General features: G+C 68.6%; 13 protein-coding genes. 8 read left to right on the top strand and 5 right to left on the bottom strand.

Translation table 11 applies throughout. The features are described from left to right. Positions 1–102 precede the first annotated feature (102 nt). The 7 genes from CEK29_RS17720 to CEK29_RS17690 all read left to right on the top strand — a co-directional run bounded on the left by CEK29_RS17720 (position 103) and on the right by CEK29_RS17690 (position 9,783). Positions 103–2,580 (top strand): TonB-dependent siderophore receptor, encoded by a 2,478-nt coding sequence (locus CEK29_RS17720; RefSeq protein ID WP_094858853.1) that lies wholly within the window; start codon positions 103–105, stop codon positions 2,578–2,580. A 2-nt stretch (positions 2,581–2,582) separates the two neighbouring features. After that, complete coding sequence (locus CEK29_RS17715) at positions 2,583–4,460, top strand: PepSY-associated TM helix domain-containing protein (RefSeq protein ID WP_094858852.1); 1,878 nt, start codon at positions 2,583–2,585, stop codon at positions 4,458–4,460. Next, positions 4,457–4,816, top strand: a complete 360-nt coding sequence (locus CEK29_RS17710) for a DUF3325 domain-containing protein (protein ID WP_094858851.1) — start codon at positions 4,457–4,459, stop codon at positions 4,814–4,816. The genes CEK29_RS17715 and CEK29_RS17710 overlap by 4 nt, the downstream gene beginning before the upstream one ends. Positions 4,817–5,166: 350 nt before the next feature. Beyond that, entirely contained in the window at positions 5,167–6,093 is a 927-nt protein-coding gene (locus CEK29_RS17705) for a DUF6963 family protein (protein ID WP_094858850.1), read from the top strand. Next, the gene (locus CEK29_RS17700; protein WP_094858849.1) at positions 6,080–6,715 is read left to right on the top strand and encodes a TetR/AcrR family transcriptional regulator; all 636 of its coding nucleotides are present in this window, start codon (positions 6,080–6,082) and stop codon (positions 6,713–6,715) included. The genes CEK29_RS17705 and CEK29_RS17700 overlap by 14 nt, the downstream gene beginning before the upstream one ends. 42 nt (positions 6,716–6,757) lie before the next feature. After that, positions 6,758–8,347 carry an ABC transporter substrate-binding protein gene (locus CEK29_RS17695; RefSeq protein ID WP_094858848.1) on the top strand — a complete coding sequence of 530 codons (1,590 nt, stop codon included), beginning with the start codon at positions 6,758–6,760 and terminating at the stop codon, positions 8,345–8,347. Then, positions 8,344–9,783, top strand: coding sequence for an N-acyl-D-amino-acid deacylase family protein (locus CEK29_RS17690; protein WP_094858847.1), 1,440 nt, complete (start codon positions 8,344–8,346; stop codon positions 9,781–9,783). The genes CEK29_RS17695 and CEK29_RS17690 overlap by 4 nt, the downstream gene beginning before the upstream one ends. Here CEK29_RS17690 and CEK29_RS17685 read toward each other — a convergent pair. Beyond that, entirely contained in the window at positions 9,780–11,003 is a 1,224-nt protein-coding gene (locus tag CEK29_RS17685) for an MFS transporter (protein WP_255176187.1), read from the bottom strand. The genes CEK29_RS17690 and CEK29_RS17685 overlap by 4 nt on opposite strands. A 94-nt stretch (positions 11,004–11,097) precedes the next feature. Here CEK29_RS17685 and CEK29_RS17680 point away from each other — a divergent pair, with 94 nt between their 5' ends. Continuing rightward, positions 11,098–11,907, top strand: coding sequence for a helix-turn-helix transcriptional regulator (locus CEK29_RS17680; RefSeq protein ID WP_094858846.1), 810 nt, complete (start codon positions 11,098–11,100; stop codon positions 11,905–11,907). Positions 11,908–12,015: 108 nt separating this feature from the next. Here the strand turns inward: CEK29_RS17680 and CEK29_RS17675 are convergent, their stop codons facing one another. The 4 genes from CEK29_RS17675 to CEK29_RS17660 all read right to left on the bottom strand — a co-directional run bounded on the left by CEK29_RS17675 (position 12,016) and on the right by CEK29_RS17660 (position 16,549). Beyond that, complete coding sequence (locus CEK29_RS17675; RefSeq protein WP_094858845.1) at positions 12,016–12,888, bottom strand: lysozyme inhibitor LprI family protein; 873 nt, start codon at positions 12,886–12,888, stop codon at positions 12,016–12,018. A 19-nt stretch (positions 12,889–12,907) separates the two neighbouring features. Further along, positions 12,908–14,113 carry a hypothetical protein gene (locus CEK29_RS17670; protein WP_094858844.1) on the bottom strand — a complete coding sequence of 402 codons (1,206 nt, stop codon included), beginning with the start codon at positions 14,111–14,113 and terminating at the stop codon, positions 12,908–12,910. A 40-nt stretch (positions 14,114–14,153) separates the two neighbouring features. Beyond that, positions 14,154–14,813, bottom strand: a complete 660-nt coding sequence (locus CEK29_RS17665; RefSeq protein ID WP_094858843.1) for a hypothetical protein — start codon at positions 14,811–14,813, stop codon at positions 14,154–14,156. A gap of 137 nt (positions 14,814–14,950) precedes the next feature. Next, positions 14,951–16,549: a gamma-glutamyltransferase family protein gene (locus CEK29_RS17660; RefSeq protein ID WP_094858842.1), complete on the bottom strand. Its 1,599-nt coding sequence runs from the start codon at positions 16,547–16,549 to the stop codon at positions 14,951–14,953. Positions 16,550–16,578: the final 29 nt, after the last annotated feature.

The following is a 16,578-nucleotide window of genomic DNA, read 5'->3' as shown; positions in this document are numbered from 1 at the left end:
CAGCCCTGCGAAAAATATTTTCGGAAAAAGTGAGGGGATCCGAGTTCTTGACCGGCCTACAGGGAAAGAAGTCTCTCAACCTGGCCCTTTCAAGAAGAAGCAATGACCTCCGCTCGTCTCCATCCGCTGGCACGCCGTCTGCCCGTCCCGACCGTTTTGTCTGTCGCGCTGTCCACGGCGCTGTGCGGCGCCGCCGCCCTCTGGCATGCTCCCGCGGCACATGCCCAGGCCACGGCGGCCACGCAGGAAGCCGAGCATGTTTTCGCCATCGGCGCGGGGCCACTCGACCAGGTGCTGAACCAGTTCGCCCGTGTCGCGGGCGTGAATGTGTCGTTCGACGCGGGCCAGGTCGAAGGCCTGCGCAGCCCCGGGCTGCAGGGCCGGTGGACGGCGGGACGCGGCCTCGGGGCACTGCTCGCGGGCACCGGCTTCGAGGGGGCGCGTCTGGCCGGGGGCGGGTTTGCCGTGCGGCGCGCGGCGTCGGGCGGTGCGGCCACGCTGGAGCCGGTCACGGTGACCGGGCAGGAATTCCGCCTGATGACCGAGGGCACGGGCTCGTACACGACGCCCGCCGTCACCATCGGCAAGGGCGAGACCACCTTGCGCGAGCTGCCGCAGTCGGTCAGCGTGGTGACGCGTCAGCGCCTGGATGAGCAGAACCTCACTTCGGTGTACGACGCGCTCGAGAACACGACCGGCGTCACGCTGCAGCAGAGCCCGCAAGGCGGCAAATACTTTTATTCGCGCGGCTTCGAGGGCAGCGTCATCCAGTACGACGGTGTGCCGCTGGAACGCAGCATGTACGGCCGCGCCAGCAACTACTCGGGCGGCACGGCGTTCTACGACCGTGTCGAGGTCTTGCGCGGCGCGGCCGGTCTGCTGCAGGGGTCGGGCTCGCCGGGTGGTGCGGTCAACCTGGTGCGCAAGCGTCCGCTCGCCGAAGACCGCTTCATGGTCGAGACCAAGGCCGGCAGCTGGGACCGCTACGGTCTGCAGCTCGACGGCAGCGGCGTGCTCAACGAAGAGGGCAGCCTGCGCGGCCGTGCGCTGGTCGATCGCCAGGACAACCACTCGTTCGTGGATCGGGTGGACATGCAGAACACCACCTTCTACGGCACGATCGAGTACGACATCACGCCGCGCACGCAGATCAATCTGGGCTATAGCCACGAGGACCTGCGCGGCCGGCCGTCGCTGTCGGGCCTGCCCCGCTACGCCAATGGCGAGGAGGTCGGCTTCAAACGCTCCACCAGCTACGGCGCCAACTGGAACCGGCAGGAGACGCGCAACGATGGCTTCTACGCCGACTTCACGCATGCCTTCAACGACGATTGGCGCGTCAAGGTGACCGGCGCCTATGTGAAGGAAAAGCAGTATCTCAAGTACACGACCTCGAGCCGCGCCGTGAATCCGGTCACGCAGATGGCGCTGGTCAATGTGGCCCGCACGGTGGCCGACATCGACACCTCGGGCCTGGACGCCAACCTGGTGGGCAAGGTGCATGCGTTCGGCCGCGCGCACGAGGTGGTGCTGGGCGCCAACTACTCGCACAACCGCATCGATACCGGCTACTCGTACCTGCTGAATTACCACAGCTTCAACGCGTTTCACTTCGATCCCGATCTGCCGGAGCCGTCGAGCGACGCGATCCGGGCCGGCACCAACGAGCTGCGCATCGGTTCCGCGCGGGAGCTGGGCTTCTACGGCACGACGCGTCTGCATCTGGCCGACCCGCTCAAGCTGGTGCTCGGCGGCCGCTTCAGCCGCTCCGCGCGCTTCTGGGATACCGACACGACCACCGGCGGCGTGCTGACGCGCGGTCAGACGGCCCAGAAGAACACGCATTTCACGCCCTATGCCGGCATGCTGCTGGACCTGACGCCGCAATGGACCGCGTACGCCAGCTACACCGACATCTTCCAGCCGCAGAGCGCGGTGAATGCGGCCGGCCAGAGCCTGAAGCCCATCATCGGCGAGAACTACGAGCTGGGCCTGAAGGGCGAGCTGCTGGACGGCCGGGTGAACACCGCGTTCGCCATCTTCCGCATCGACCAGAGCAATCGCGCGCAGGTGGACTTCAACAGCAGTCCCACCTGCGCGGCCGATTACTACTGCTATACCGACTCGGGCAAGGTGCGCAGCCAGGGCTTCGACGCCGAGATCAGTGGCGAGCTCACGCGCGGCTGGAATCTCTACGCCGGCTACACCTTCAACACCACCAAGTACATCAAGGATGAAAGCAGCGAGGGCATGTCGTTCGCCTGGTACACGCCCAAGCACATTTTCCGGCTCTGGAGCACCTATCAGCTGCCGGGCGAGTGGAACGCGTTCACGGTGGGCGGCGGCGTGAATGTGCAGAGCGGCCAATCGCGTCAGGTGGGCGCGCTCACGGCCAATGCCAGCGGCCGTGCCGTCTGGAATGCCTACGCCAAGTACCAGATCAACCGCAACTGGGCGGCCACGCTCAACGTCAACAACCTGTTCGACAAGACCTATTACGCGGCAGTGGGCAACATGGTCAACGGCATCCATTACGGCGAGCCGCGTAATGCGATGCTGACCTTGCGCGGCACGTTCTGACGATGAAGGCGGGCCTGCGCCAGCGCATGAGCTGGCTGCATACCTGGTGCGGACTGGTGTGCGCCTGGCTGCTGTGCCTGATTTTTCTGGCGGGCAGCATCAGCGTCTTTCGCGCACCGATCACCGCGTGGATGAGCGCCGAGCCGGCGCTGCCCGAGGCGTCGGCAACGCTGTCCCGGGATGCCGTGCTCGCGGCGGCCTCGCGCCACCTGGCCGCGCAGGATCCGAGCCCGCGCTTCTGGCGCATCGAGCTGCCCGGCGAGTCCGGGCAGGCGATGCGCCTGTTCTGGCGCGGCCAGGATGGCGTCACGCACGACGCCGCCATGGATCCGCGCAGCGGCGAACTGTTGCAGGGGCCGTGGGGCCGCAAGACGGAGGGCGGCCGGCACTTCATGACCTTGCACTACACGCTCTATGGCGGGGGCTTCGGCTTCTGGCTCGTCGGCTGGCTGACCGTCGGCATGCTGGTGGCCTTGATCTCCGGCGTGGTGGTGCACAAGCGCATCTTCAAGGACTTTTTTCTGTTCAGGCCGGGCCGGGGGCAGCGCGCCTGGCTCGACGGGCACAATGCGTCGGCGGTCTTGACGCTGCCGTTCCAGTTGATGATCGCGTACACCGGGCTGGCCGTTTTCTATACGAGCTACATGCCGGCGCCGCTACAGACCATGTACGGCGAGAACGGGGCGGGGCGCTGGGCGGCCGAGCTGGCGCTTGCGGTCACGCCGGACGCGTCCGAGCCGTTGCCGGCGCGGCCCGCCTATGTGGCGGGCACGCCGGTGCGCGAACAGCTCGGCGTGGTGCTGGATGCCGCCGAGCGGGCGATCGGCAGCCCGGCGCGGATGGTCATGGTCGAGCGGCCCGGCCAGGCACGCGAACGCGTCGGCGTGTATGCGCGTCCCGACCCCGCGGCCGAGCTCCGGCAACTGAGCGGTGCGGCGGGGCGCGCCTTCCTCGATGGCGCGGGCGGCGCCTTCACGGCCGTGCAGCGTGCCGGGGCCGAGCCCGCGGATGCCGCGCACGAGGTGATGGAACGCCTGCATCTGGCGCGCTACGGCGGCTGGACCATCCGATGGCTTTACTTTCTGTGCGGACTGGCGGGCACGCTGATGATGGCGACCGGCGCCGTGCTGTACACGCTCAAGCGACGCAACCGGGGCGAGAGCGAGTTCGGGGTGTTCACGCCCGTCTTCTATCGCCTGACCGAATCTCTCAACGTGGCCGCGATCGCGGGGGCGTGCCTTGCCTGTATCGGTTATTTCCATGCCAATCGTCTGCTGCCCGCGGCGCTGCCCGGGCGCGACGCCTGGGAGATCAAGGCCTTCTTCGCGCTATGGCTCGCGAGCCTTGTGCAAGCTTTGCTGCGGCCCGTGCAGCGCGCCTGGTTCGAGCAGTTCGCGGTAAGCGCATTGCTGTGTCTGCTGCTGCCGCTGGTGAATGCCGTCACGACCGGCCAGCACGCGTTCGCGTATGCGCTGGCGGGTCAGTGGCCGTCCGCGATGGTGGAAGTCACCGTGGTGCTGTTCGGCGCAGGCTTCGCGCTGCTCGCGCGCCGTATGCGGCGAGGGGGCTGGGCGGCGCCCAAGGCCGGCCGCATCGTGGCGGCCCCGCCCGGGCACCGTTGGCGCGTGGCGGGGCGTGTGCTCTGCGCCATCGTCGGCGGGTACGGCTGCTCGGCGGTGGCCGCGACGGCGCTGGCACAGGCCATGGCACGCCTCGGCGTGGTGTCGCCGGCGCTCGGCGTGGTGGTAGGCAGCCTGCTGAGCTTTTTGTTGTATGCGCTGGCGGCGCTGTGGGTCTTCGGCGCGCGCCGCGGCTGGCTGGGCGTGCTGGTCTCGACCGCCGTGCTGGCGCTCGCCGTGCGGCTCATGGGGGCGGCATGAATACCTTGATCGCCGCGCTGAGCACCCTGATGTTGTGCTTCGCGGGCTTCAGCTGTCTGGCGCTTGCCATGGACAGGCATTACGAGCAGGTGAGCGGCGAGGTCAGCACGACCCCGACGCTGAGGCTCACCTTGCGCCTCGGCGCCGCCGTCCTCGGGATGGCGGGCCTGGCGGCCTGCCTGCAGGGCTGGGGCACCGCCGTAGGCAGCCTGGTGTGGCTGGGCATGCTGTCCTGCGGCGCGCTCGGCGTGGCCATGATGCTGAGCTATCGGCCGAGCCGCCTGGTCGGCACGGCCTGCGCGGCGGCGGTCACGGGGCTGGCGCTCGCCGTGGTGGCCCGCTTCGTAGCGACTTGAGGCGCGGCGCCTTGCTGGAAGGCTCTCTGCAACGCCGGGCGACCCGCCGCGCGGGGCCGGCTGCGTCTCGTCCTCAGCCGTTCTGCAGCGGTGGCGTGGCGACCCGGTCGGCCGCGCCCAGGCCGATGCGTGCGCGCTGGACCCACTCGCGGTTGTTCTTCTGCGCATGGCGCGGCAGATGCCGGGCGTCGTTGAGGATAAAACAGCGCGATGATGACGTGAAGACCGAGTCCGATATAGGGCATGGTGATCGATGCCGCGCCTCCCGAACGGGTTTTCCCTCTCTTTTCCGCGGCAAGGGCCCGCACTAGCATCGGCGTGTGACCACTCGGTCACATTGCGGAGGCCTTATGACCATCGGGGTAGCCGCCGCCGGCCCTCACGCGGGCGCGACGGTTTATGACGCAGTGTTGACCGCAGAGCTGTTGGGCCGCGGCGCCATCGGCGGCTTCGCCGTGCTCGCCGTGCTGCACGCCGACGGCCGGCTCGAATACCGCACGACGCAGCGCGAGGGCATCAGCAGCCTGGACCTGCCCGCGGCGTGGCGCGATGCGCCGTACGCCGCCGTGATTTCCAGCGGGCCGGACCGGCCCGAACCCCTCACCCAGTTCCTTGCCGGAGAGGCCGGCGTGGGGCTGGTCGCGGGCCATCGGCTGCCGAATCTCGCGGGCACCGATGGTGTGCCGCTGAATCAGTCGGTGCTGCGCCGGATGGCGCAGGGTGAGGCGCCGCAGGCCGCCGTGGATGCGGTGCTAGGGACACACGCGCAGTGGGATGCGGGGCTGCTCGCGCTCGATACCGGTGGCCGCATCGGCCTGGCCGACACCGCGCGCGTGCTGCGCCGGAACGACCTCGGACGCTTCGAGCGGCGGACCCCTGCGGCGAGTCTGGCGCTGTTGCACAACTCGATTTACGCGCGCGGCGACCTTGCCGCGCAGGTGGGCGAACGAGCGTGGTGCACGCTGACCGGGGCGCCGGCCGCGCTGCGGTTCGTGACGCTCACGCGTGCCACGACGCTCGGCACCGCGCCGCACGATCGGGTCGACATCGATGCCCAGGGCCACATCACCGCCATCGCAACCGCCAATCCGCGTCTGGCGCGTCTGGATCGGCGCGGCACCGTGATTTATCTCGGTACCGAAGTCTGGAGCGAAGGGGCGATGGTGGGGCACGCCGCGACCGAGCTCTACGTCGAGGTTCGGGATGGCCGGGTGTTGCCGGCCAGCCTGGCGGCGAACAACACCTTACTGATGCGGAGTGCCCATGTCGCGCCGTGAGCAGACCGAGCGCCAGATCATGCAGGCGCTCGAAGACCAGATTCGCGAGACCGGCATGGCCGGCGCCGGCATCAACGCCATCGCCAAGCGCGCCGGCGTGAGCAAGGAGCTCATTTACCGCTATTTCGACGGCATGCCGGGCCTGCTGCTGGCGTGGATGCGCGAGCAGGATTACTGGACGGGCCGCGCCGACCTGCTCAAGGGCGGCGAATCGAGCGAACAGACCCCCGCCGAGCTCATCCTGGGCATGCTGCGCGCGCAGACCGAGGCTTTGGCAAACAACGAGGCATTGCGCGAGATCCGGCTGTGGGAGCTCGTCGAGCGCAACGAAGTCACCGCGCAACTGGCCGATCGGCGCGAGCGCACGGCGCGCGCCTTCATCGACCGCGTGGACGGCCTGACCCGTGACGCCGATGTGCCGGCGCACGTCAGCATCATGCTGGCCGGCGTGCTGTACCTGTCCTTGCGCGCCAAGACCGAAAGCCATTTTCTGGGCGTGCCGCTGCGGACGCCGGAAGGCTGGCAACGCATCGATGATGCGCTCACACGGATGGTGCACGACCTGCCCGAGGCGCTGCGCAGCGAACCGCTCAGCGCGCTGGAGTCCGGTCGCGCCGACTAGACCACAACAAGCTGTATCCATAACGACTCAAGGGAAAACGACATGAACCTCAGCAAACGCATGCAGGCAGTCCTGGGCAGTTGTTTCGTGGCGGCGGCACTGGGCGCCGGCCTGGCGCCGCAGGCCCGGGCGCAGACGGTTACGGTGGTGATGCAGGCCGGGCTGCGGGTCCTCGATCCCGTGATGACCACGGCATTTCTCACGCGCGATCATGGCTACATGATCTACGACACCCTGCTGGGCACCGACGCGCAGTTCAAGGTGCAGCCGCAGATGGCGAGCTGGACGGTGTCGGAAGACAAGAAGACCTACACCTTCACGCTGCGCGACGGGCTCAAGTGGCACGATGGCGGCCCGGTCACCGCGGAGGATTGCGTGGCCTCGCTCAAGCGCTGGGCCGACGTGGATGCCACCGGGCAGGTGTTGATGCGCATGACCGACAGCATCGACGTGATCGATGCGAAGCAATTCCGCATCGTGCTCAAGCAGCCGACCACACTGTTGCTGGAAGGCCTGGCCAAGCTCAGCTCGCGCCCCGCCTTCATGATGCCCAAGCGTATCGCCGACACGCCCAGCGCCCAGCCCATCAAGGAGTTCGTGGGTTCCGGCCCGTTCAAGTTCGTGGCGGACGAATTCAAGGCCGGTCTGAAGGTCGTGTACGCGAAGAACACCGACTACGTGCCGCGCGCGGAGCCGCCCAGCTGGACCGCCGGCGGCAAGGTGGTGAACGTGGAGCGGGTGGAGTGGGTGGCGATGCCCGACCAGATGACCGCGGTGAGCGCGCTGCAGAGCGGCGAGGTCGACTATCTGCAGCAGGTGCCGTTCGATCTGCTGCCCATGGTGCAAGGCCAGGATAACTTGCAGGTCAAGGTGCTGGACACGCTGGGCGCCTGGACCTACTTCCGCATGAATCATTTGCATCCGCCGTTCGACAACAAGCTGGTGCGTCAGGCCGCGATCGCGGCGGTGAGTCAGGAGGATGTGCTGAAGTCGCTGGTGGGCGATCCCAAGTACTACAAGACCTGCGCCGCCGTGATGGGCTGCGGCAATCCGTTGGGCGACAACTACGGCGAAGACTGGGTCGTGCCGGCGCGCCTGGAGCGCGCGCAGGCGCTGCTGAAAGAGGCCAAGTACGACAACACGCCGGTCATCGTGCTGCAGCCTTCCGACCTGGCGATGGTGGCCGCGCAGCCCGTCGTCGTCGGCGCCGCGTTGCGCAAGGCCGGCTTCAACGTGGTCATGAAAGCGATGGACTGGCAGAGCGTGGTGTCGCAACAGGGCAACCAGAAGGCGCCGTCCGAAGGCGGCTGGAGCATCTTTTCCACGTACAGCATCCTGGCCACGAGTGGCGATCCGTTCGGCAACACGACGCTGCAGTCCAACGGTGTCAAGGCGTGGGCCGGCTGGCCCGACGTCCCCGAGATCGAAGCGCTGCGGCTCAAGTATGCGCAGGCCAACGACACCGCCGAGCGCAAGCAGATCGCCACGCAGATCCAGAAACTCGCGATCGACGAGGGCGTGGTGGCGCCGCTCGGGCAATTCCAGATTCCGGCGGCTTACAGCACCCGCCTGACCGGCATCCTCGAAGCGCCCGTGACGCTCTTCTGGAACCTGAAAAAGGCCGCGCAATGAGCCCCGTGCACGATCTGGTGATACGCGGCGGCGAGATCGCCGATGGCAGCGGGGCGCCGCGTTTCGAGGCCGACGTGGCGGTCGATGGCGGGCGCATCGTGCGCGTGGGCGATCTTGCCGGCGCCCGCGGCCGTGAAGAGGTCGATGCGCGCGGGCTGCTGCTCGCACCCGGCTTCATCGACGCCCACACGCACGACGATCGGGCGCTGCTTTCGGACGGCGCCATGACACCGAAGGTGAGCCAGGGCGTGACCACGGTGATCGGCGGCAACTGCGGCATCTCGCTCGCGCCGCGTCCGCCCCGGATCGTCCCGCCGCTCGACCTGCTCGACAACGACGGCCAGTGGTTCCGTCATGCCCGCTTCGGCGACTATCTTCAGGCGCTGCGCGAACAGCCCGCCGCCACGAACTGCGCCATGCTGCTCGGCCACATCACGCTGCGCGTGCTGGCGGTCGACGACCTCGAGCGCCCGGCCACGGATGCCGAGATCGCGCGGATGCGCGACCACGTGGACGAGGCGATGCAGGCGGGGGCGATCGGCGTGTCCACCGGGCTGGCCTACGGGCCGTCGCGCGCGGCGAGCACCGAAGAGGTCATCGACGTGTGCCGGCCGCTGCGTGCGCACGGCGGCATCTTCACCACGCATCTGCGCGATGAGGGCGATACGGTGATGGATTGCCTCGAAGAGACCTTTCGCATCGGGCGCGAGCTCGGCGTGCCGGTGGTGATTTCGCACCACAAGGTGGTCGGGCAGGCCAACCATGGCCGTTCGGTCGAGACGCTGGCGCGCATCGCCGAACAGATGCGGCAGCAGGCGGTGTGCCTCGACTGTTATCCCTACAACGCCTCGTCGACCATCCTGGAGCAGGAACTGGTGGATGGCGCGGCGCGCGTGATCGTCACCTGGTCCAAGGCGATGCCACGGTTTTCGGGACGCGACCTGTCGGACGTGGCACGCGAACTCGGCTGCCCGGTCGAGACGGCGGTCGAACGCCTGCAACCGGCCGGGGCGATCTACTTCCGCATGCACGAAGACGACGTGGCGCGCATCCTGCAGTTCGACGACACGATGATCGGCTCGGACGGGCTGCCGCACGACGAGACCCCGCACCCGCGGCTGTGGGGCAGCTTTCCGCGCGTGCTCGGCCATTACGCGCGCGGCATGGGGCTCTTTCCGCTCGAAAAGGCGATCCACAAGATGACCGGTCTCACGGCCGATCGGTTCGGCCTCGCCGACCGGGGGCACATCCGCGAGGGCGCCTGGGCCGACCTCGTGCTGCTCGACGCGGCGACCGTGGCCGACCGGGCGACCTTCGCGCAGCCGGTCCAGCCCGCGATGGGTATCGCGCGGGTCTGGACCAATGGCGTGGCGGTGTGGCGCGACGGCCGTACGACTGGAGAGCGCCCCGGCCAGGTGCTGCGGCGTCAGCCTTAGGCCGCGCGGGACCGCGCCGAACGACGCACCTGAAGCGCCTGCAACAGCGTGCCCGCCACGCCGAGCAAGGCGGCCGTGAAGGCCAGCCTGCCCACCGGCCATTGCAGCGCCAGCAGCAGGCCGCCCGCGGCGGCGCCGATGGCGCTGCCGAGATAGAGGGCCGATTCGTTCAGCGCCACGGCGAGATTGCCGTCGCCCTGCGCGGCGCGCGCTGCGATGAGCTCGCTGTTCTGCGGGACCTGCAACGCCCAGCCGGCGGCGCCCCACAGGGCGATCGGCGCGAGCGCAAGCCAGGGATGCAGACTCGAGGCCAGGGGCAGCAGCACCAAAGCCGCACTGAGCGCCGCCATGATCCAGAGGGCCAGCACCGGCCCGCGCATGCGGACCGCGAGCGGCGCGACGAGCACGCTGCCGGCGATGCCGCCCAAGCCCCACACCCACAGATAGGGCGCGATCGACGTGACCGCGCCATGGTCCGGCGATTGCAGCAGCGGGGCGATGAAGGTGTACATGCCGAGGCTCGCCACCGCGGCCAGCAGGGACACCATCAGGATGGTGAGTACCCGGCCGTCGCCCAGCAGCGCGAGCTTGCGGCGCAGCGGCGCGTCGTCGGCGGGCAGCGGCGGCAGGCGTTTCGCCAGCCCCACGAGGGCGCATGCGCCCAGCGCGGTCACGAGCCAGAGCGCGCTGGCCCAGCCCAGTTTCTCGGCCAGCACCAGCCCCATCGGCACGCCCAGCACGGTGCCGCTCGCCATGCCGCCCATGATGACGGCAATGGCCTTGCCCCGCAGCGCCGCGGGGCACACGGCCGCGCTGGCCGCGATGCCGGCCGCGAGATACACGCCCGAGCCGACGCCTGCCAGCGCGCGAAACGCCAGCAGCCACGAGAAGCCGGTCGCCAGCGCGCTGCCTGCATTGGCCAGCACGAACAGCGCCAGTGCCGCGAGCAGCGCGGCGCGCTGGCGCCGGGCGGGGATCAGGGCCACGATCACCGGCGAGCCAAGGCCATAAGCGAGGGTGAAGGCGGTCACCAGCTGCGCGGCGAGCGCCACCGGCACGTCGAAGGCGGCCTGCACCAGGGGGATCAGACCCGCCATCACGTACGACGCCATGCCGAGCGCGAAGGCGCCGAGTGCCACGAGGTAGACCGTGCGCGGCAGGGTGGGGCGGACATCGAGGCCGGACAGGGAAGGAGGGCAGGTGGATGAGACCGGATTCACGTAAGGCTCCTGATACGAAAGCGGCCATTCTCGTGCTCCCTTTAAGCCATTACAATTTAGCTGTTTATGCTATTACTAGAGGCAATCGGCTGCGATGCGTGATCTGAGTCGAACGCGGCACGAGCTGGCGGCTTTCCTGCGCGCGCGCCGGGAGCGAGTGTCGCCTCATGAGGTGGGCCTGCCCGTCGGCGGACGTCGGCGCACGCCGGGCCTGCGGCGCGAAGAGGTGGCCGCGCTCGCCGGCGTCGGCGTCACCTGGTACACCTGGCTCGAGCAGGGCCGCGACATCGGGGTGTCGGCCGCGTTCCTGGACAATCTGGCGCGCGTGCTGCGGCTCGATGCCGCCGAGCGGCGTCATCTCTTCCTGCTGGCCCATGCGCGGCCGCCGGCCGAGCCGGCCCGCACCTTCTGCGTGGTGCCGCCGATGGTGCGGCGGCTGATGCATGATCTGGCGCCGCACGCGGCCTATGTGCTCAATCTGCGCTGGGATGTGCTGGCCTGCAATGCCCCGGCGGACACGCTGTTCGGGTTCTGGCAGCACGCGCCGGCCCGCCGCAATCTGCTCTGGCTTTTGTTCACCGATCCCTTTCTGCGCGAATGCTTTCACGATTGGGAAACCCAGGCGCCGCTGATGCTGTCGAGCTTTCGCCGGGATTACGCGCATGCCACGCAGGAGGCCGACATCCATGCGCTGGTGGCGGAGCTGCGCAAGGTCTCGCCCGAGTTCGCGCAATGGTGGGCGCGCCATGACGTGCACGCGCCGTGCGAAGGCGTGCGCACGCTGTGCGTCGACGGCCGGCTCGCGCGCTACGAACACACCTCGCTCACGATCGATGCCGACCGCCATCTGCGGCTGGTGGTGTACGCGCCTGCCGCGTCTGCCGGCAGCGCCGAGAGCGGCTGAGCAGACGAGCGCACGGACGCATCGGCGTGCGCGCGCGGGCAAGAAAAATCCCCACGGCAAGCCTGCGCGTGGGGATCTGTTTGCCCGGCGTACACCGGATTGCGTGTTTCAGCGGCGGGGTGTCTCGCCGGAGTCGCCGGGATCCGCGAGCGGAAAGCGCTTGTCCGTGAGGCAGACCTGCAGCCACGCGTGATCGTCGACGTCGTAGATTTCCGCGTCGACCTTGGGCAGCCCCCTGGCGTAGAACTCGCGTTCGAACGGCGGCGGGCTGGTGTTCCAGCGGCCCGTCGCGTCGCCCGGTTGCGGGCAACCCGATTCTCCGCCGCTGAAATTGCAGGTCGCGATCAGGGTGGGCTTGCCTTCCTTCACGTCGGCCACGTAGCGATGGGTATAGGCCGCGTTGGTGGCGAAATACTCGTCGACGCTGCAGATGCGATCATCGTTCTGGTAGTGGCGGGTGGCGAAGCAGGCGTAGTTTTTGTAGTCGGGCGGAAGCACGTCGCAGCTGGTCTGATAGCCCGCATATTCGCCGCCCGAAAACTTGGCCAGGAACTGGCGCTGCGCCGCGGCGCGTGCCAGCAGATCCGGTTTGCCATCGCGGGACTTCGCCTTCAGGGCATCCGTGCGGGCCGCGAGCATTTCGAGCGCGGCATCCGCGAGCGTGCCCTCGCGGTCGCCGGCCTCCAGGTTTTCCTGTAGCGTGTCGAGCCCGCGGTCGCGCGCCAGCAGCCAGCGGCGCTGACTCTCGCGGACCATGGTGCGCAGGCCGTCGTCGCCCGCCTGCTTGAGCAGATCGGCATAGGCGCGGTTCAGCTCGGCATCGGCCTTCTTCAGGCGTGCATCGCTGCAGATCAGCTTTTCGGGCGCGGTCTGGGCCTTGGCGCAGTCGATGGCGAGCGCCGGCGTGGCCGCGAGGGCCAGCGTGACGCAGGCCGCCGCGCGCGACAGCAGCGCGGCAAGGGGAAGGCGGGAAAAGCGCATAAGAAACTCCGTCCGGTGGTCAGCGGCTGATGACTTCGCTGTCTTCCATGACGATGCGATAGCCGTTGCGCAGGTCCAGCACATACGTGAAGTTCGAGGTGCCGGTGGCGGTGCGGCCGCGTTCCGGGCTGGACACCTTGAAGTCATAGATGCCGCGCACCTGGCACAGTCCGCTCTGGCACTTCGCGGTCAGCGAATTCTGATCGACCGTGAAGCGGCGCACCGGCCAGCGCGCGAAATAGCGTTGCTTGTCGTCGAGGATCTCCGACTTCGGCCGCTGCTTCTTGAAGTAATCGACCTCGTTGGCGTAGAACTCGCGCGTGAAGTTCATCGCTTCTTCGTTGGTGGCGCTGCCGGCCTGGATCATCAGCGCGGCCGCGTTGATGGCGCGTTGTTCGTCGGTGGGCTTGGCGGGCTGCGCCGGCGTGTTGGGCGGCGTGTTGGGCGGCGTACCCGCGGGCTTGTCCATGTAGGGATTGGCCGTGGTGCCCGCGGCGGGGGCGGCGCCGCGCGGCGGCAGCTTGGCCGGCGCCTCGCTTTGCGTGACCCCCGTGCGCGGCTGCGCGGCCGGTTGTTGCTGCTGCTGCGGCTGGCCCTGCTGCGGGCTCGACGCCTGCGCGGTGCGAGTGGCGCCCGTGCGGTTGATCCCGTACTTCTCGATTTCCTGCGGCGTGAAGAAATACATGCTCTTGGCCGGCGTGCTGAACATGATGCCCAACACATCGGCCGAGACGCCGTACTTGGGCAGCGTCGACACGATATCGGACACGCCGAACTGCGCCGCCTCGCCTGTCAGCTCGGGCGCCGAGATCTGATGCACGCCCAGACGGCCGTCGGCGATGCGCACGCGGCCCGCGAAATATACGAACGCGCATGCGGACGCGCAGAAGCTGTCGGGCGGGATGTAGGTGTTGAGCCCGCGATCGTAGACCTCTTCGGCCACGACCAGCCCGATGTGCACCAGGCCGCCGGGATTGTCTTTCAGGATCAGGGTGTTGATCGTCGGATGCTCGCGCAGCGCCTTCTTCAGGTTCAGCAGGTCGTTCGCCCCGACCCCGCCGGTGTAGAGCAGCATCGTGGGCTGGCTGGGCAGATAGAAGAACGGGCCGAAGCGCTCGACGTTGCTGGGCGCTGCCGGGGCGGCGGGCGCCTGCTGCGCCTGCGCGGCGGCGCCGAGCGCCAGGGACCATGCCAGGCCTAAAGATACGAGCGATTGTTTGAGCATGTGTTGTTCTTCGGTCGGAGTGGAAAAGAATGCGGCGGGTTCAGTTGTCCACCGAGCGCATGTCGCAGGTGGTCACGGCGTTGGAGCACACCCCGCGGAACCAGGCGCGGCCGCGCGTGCGTTGCGCTTCGGGCAGGCGCTGCATGCCGGTGCCGCGGTCGATCTCGTAATCGAGCAGCACCCACGGAGCCTGACAGGCCACGATATGTCTAATGGTGCCACGATCCGTGAGCCAGTCGTCGCCCAAATCCAGCAGGCGCGCGCTCGCGCTGTCGGGGCGGGCATATCCGCGGGCCGACTGGATGCCGATGCGCGCGTCGTCCGAGCGGATCCATCCGGTGCCCCGGTACACGGGACGCGGCCGGGTGTGGTCGCCCGCGCTGTCATCGTCGTTGGCATCCGAAATCCGCAGCCAGCCCGCGCGCGCTTCGTGCACCTGGAAGTTGACGCTGTAGTAGTCGGCGTCGGCATCGTTGCGGGTGGTGGGCAGGGAGCCCACGACCGCCGCGTCGGCGGCCGGTGCGGCATGCACGCGGATCGCGGGTTTGGCGTCCTGCGTCCAGGCGCCGAAGTCGCAGGCCGTGGCGCCCGCGGGTGTCCAGGGGCCGGCCGGCTGCGCGGCGGCGGGGGCCAGCACGGCGCACGAGAGCACCAGGGCCAGCCCACGCACGGATAAGGCGTGCTTGTCGGTCTTTTGCATGGGGCTCGGGTCGGTCTGCGGCGCCGGTTGCGCGCGCGAGGAATTTTCCCTCAAGGCCCCCGCGCCCGTGCCGCAATAATGAAACCAAATCCAACACGAGGAAACTCGACGCTGCCTTATGGCGGCGTGCGCCCCGCTCAGAGACCCACGGCGTAACCATCCTTGCGATGGTCGGATGCGGCGAGATAGCCCGACGGCAGGCGCATGGCCATCTGTGCGCTGCCGAACTCCAGGTCGAAGCGGGGCGACACCGTAATGTCGTGCCCCATGTCACGCAGCTGCGCGACGACCTCGGGCGGGCAGTTCCATTCGACCGCGATGCCGACGTTGTCGTCTTTGACGCGCCAGCGCGGCGCATCGCTGGCCGCCTGCGGGTTTTGCCCGAAGTCGGCCAGACGGCTCATCATCTGCACATGCCCCTGCGCCTGCATCGATCCGCCCATGACGCCAAAGCTCATGAGCGGCTCGCCGTTGCGCGTGACGAAGCCGGGAATGATGGTGTGGAACGGGCGCTTGCCCGGCGCCACGACGTTGGGATGCCCCGCGCGGGTGCTGAAGCCCCAGCCGCGATTCTGCAGCGCGATACCGGTGCCCGGCACGACCACGCCGGAACCGAATCCCTTGAAGTTCGATTGGATGAACGACACCATGGTGCCGTGGCGGTCGGCGGCCGTGAGATACACGGTGCCGCCGCTGTGCGGGGTTCCGGGACGCGGCGTGCCGGCGCGGCGCGGGTCGATCAGGCGGGCGCGCTCGGCGAGGTAGGCGGGGTCCAGCAGTTGCGCGTGGCCGAGCGGCATGTGGGCCGGGTCGCCCACGTGTTCGTACATATCGGCGAAGGCAAGTCGCATCGCCTCGATCTGCAGGTGCAGGGTTCGCGCCGTGTCCAGGCCGGCCTCCGCGAGGTCGAACTCGCGCAGCATGCCCAGCGCCATGAGCGCGCCGATGCCCTGACCATTGGGGCCGATCTCGTGGAGTTCGAGATCGCGATAGGCGGTGGAGATCGGCTCGACCCAGTCGGCCCGGTGCGCGGCGAGGTCGGCTTCGGTCAAGAGGCCACCCGTCTCGCGGGCATGGCGCGCGATGCGTTCGGCCAGTTCGCCTTGATAAAAGCTATCGCCTTTGCTGAGCGCGATGCTCGCCAGCGTGGTGGCCTGGCCGGGGCAGCGAAAGCGTTCGCCGGGCAACGGTGCGCGGCCGCCGGGGGCAAACGCCTCCATGAATCCCGGCTGGCCCTGCAGCTTGGGCACCTGCCGCTGCCACTGGCGGTGCACGGTCGGCGAAACCAGAAAGCCGTCCCGCGCGTAGCGGATGGCGGGCTCGAACAAATCTTCGAACGGCAGCGAGCCGAACTTTTCCCAGATCTCGCGCCAACCCGACACCACGCCCGGCACGGTCACGCTGCCCCAGCCGATCGCGTCCATGCCATCCAGGTGCGCGAAGCGGGCGGTTTCCCAGGCGGCCGGAGCCCGGCCGGATGCGTTCAGACCGTGCAATCGGCCCTCGTGCCACACCAGCGCGAACATGTCGCCGCCGATGCCGTTCATGCACGGCTCGACGACTGTGAGCGCGATGGCGGTGGCCAGCGCCGCGTCGACCGCGTTGCCGCCGCGCGCCAGCATCTGCAGGCCGGCCGCGCTGGCCAGCGGCTGCGACGTGCTCACCACGTTGTCGGCGAGCACGGGCATGCGTTGCGAAGGATAAGGGAACTGCCAGAACGAGTCGGAATGAGGCATGTCGCGAGTCAGGGATGTCGAAGGGAGCG

The organism is Bordetella genomosp. 5 (genome assembly GCF_002261475.1).
Taxonomy (GTDB): Bacteria; Pseudomonadota; Gammaproteobacteria; order Burkholderiales; family Burkholderiaceae_B; genus Bordetella.
The sequence above is the reverse complement of the archived record's forward strand: the minus strand, read 5'-3'. Positions and strand labels throughout refer to the sequence as shown.

Excerpts from the sequence above, each read along its gene's own strand:
- CEK29_RS17690 (WP_094858847.1), top strand. The coding sequence starts at position 8,344 with ATGAGCCCCGTGCACGATCTGGTGATACGCGGCGGCGAGATCGCCGAT.
- CEK29_RS17665 (WP_094858843.1), bottom strand. The coding sequence starts at position 14,813 with ATGCAAAAGACCGACAAGCACGCCTTATCCGTGCGTGGGCTGGCCCTG.
- CEK29_RS17695 (WP_094858848.1), top strand. The coding sequence starts at position 6,758 with ATGAACCTCAGCAAACGCATGCAGGCAGTCCTGGGCAGTTGTTTCGTG.
- CEK29_RS17680 (WP_094858846.1), top strand. The coding sequence starts at position 11,098 with ATGCGTGATCTGAGTCGAACGCGGCACGAGCTGGCGGCTTTCCTGCGC.
- CEK29_RS17715 (WP_094858852.1), top strand. The coding sequence starts at position 2,583 with ATGAAGGCGGGCCTGCGCCAGCGCATGAGCTGGCTGCATACCTGGTGC.
- CEK29_RS17670 (WP_094858844.1), bottom strand. The coding sequence starts at position 14,113 with ATGCTCAAACAATCGCTCGTATCTTTAGGCCTGGCATGGTCCCTGGCG.
- CEK29_RS17705 (WP_094858850.1), top strand. The coding sequence starts at position 5,167 with ATGACCATCGGGGTAGCCGCCGCCGGCCCTCACGCGGGCGCGACGGTT.
- CEK29_RS17710 (WP_094858851.1), top strand. The coding sequence starts at position 4,457 with ATGAATACCTTGATCGCCGCGCTGAGCACCCTGATGTTGTGCTTCGCG.
- CEK29_RS17660 (WP_094858842.1), bottom strand. The coding sequence starts at position 16,549 with ATGCCTCATTCCGACTCGTTCTGGCAGTTCCCTTATCCTTCGCAACGC.
- CEK29_RS17720 (WP_094858853.1), top strand. The coding sequence starts at position 103 with ATGACCTCCGCTCGTCTCCATCCGCTGGCACGCCGTCTGCCCGTCCCG.
- CEK29_RS17675 (WP_094858845.1), bottom strand. The coding sequence starts at position 12,888 with ATGCGCTTTTCCCGCCTTCCCCTTGCCGCGCTGCTGTCGCGCGCGGCG.
- CEK29_RS17700 (WP_094858849.1), top strand. The coding sequence starts at position 6,080 with ATGTCGCGCCGTGAGCAGACCGAGCGCCAGATCATGCAGGCGCTCGAA.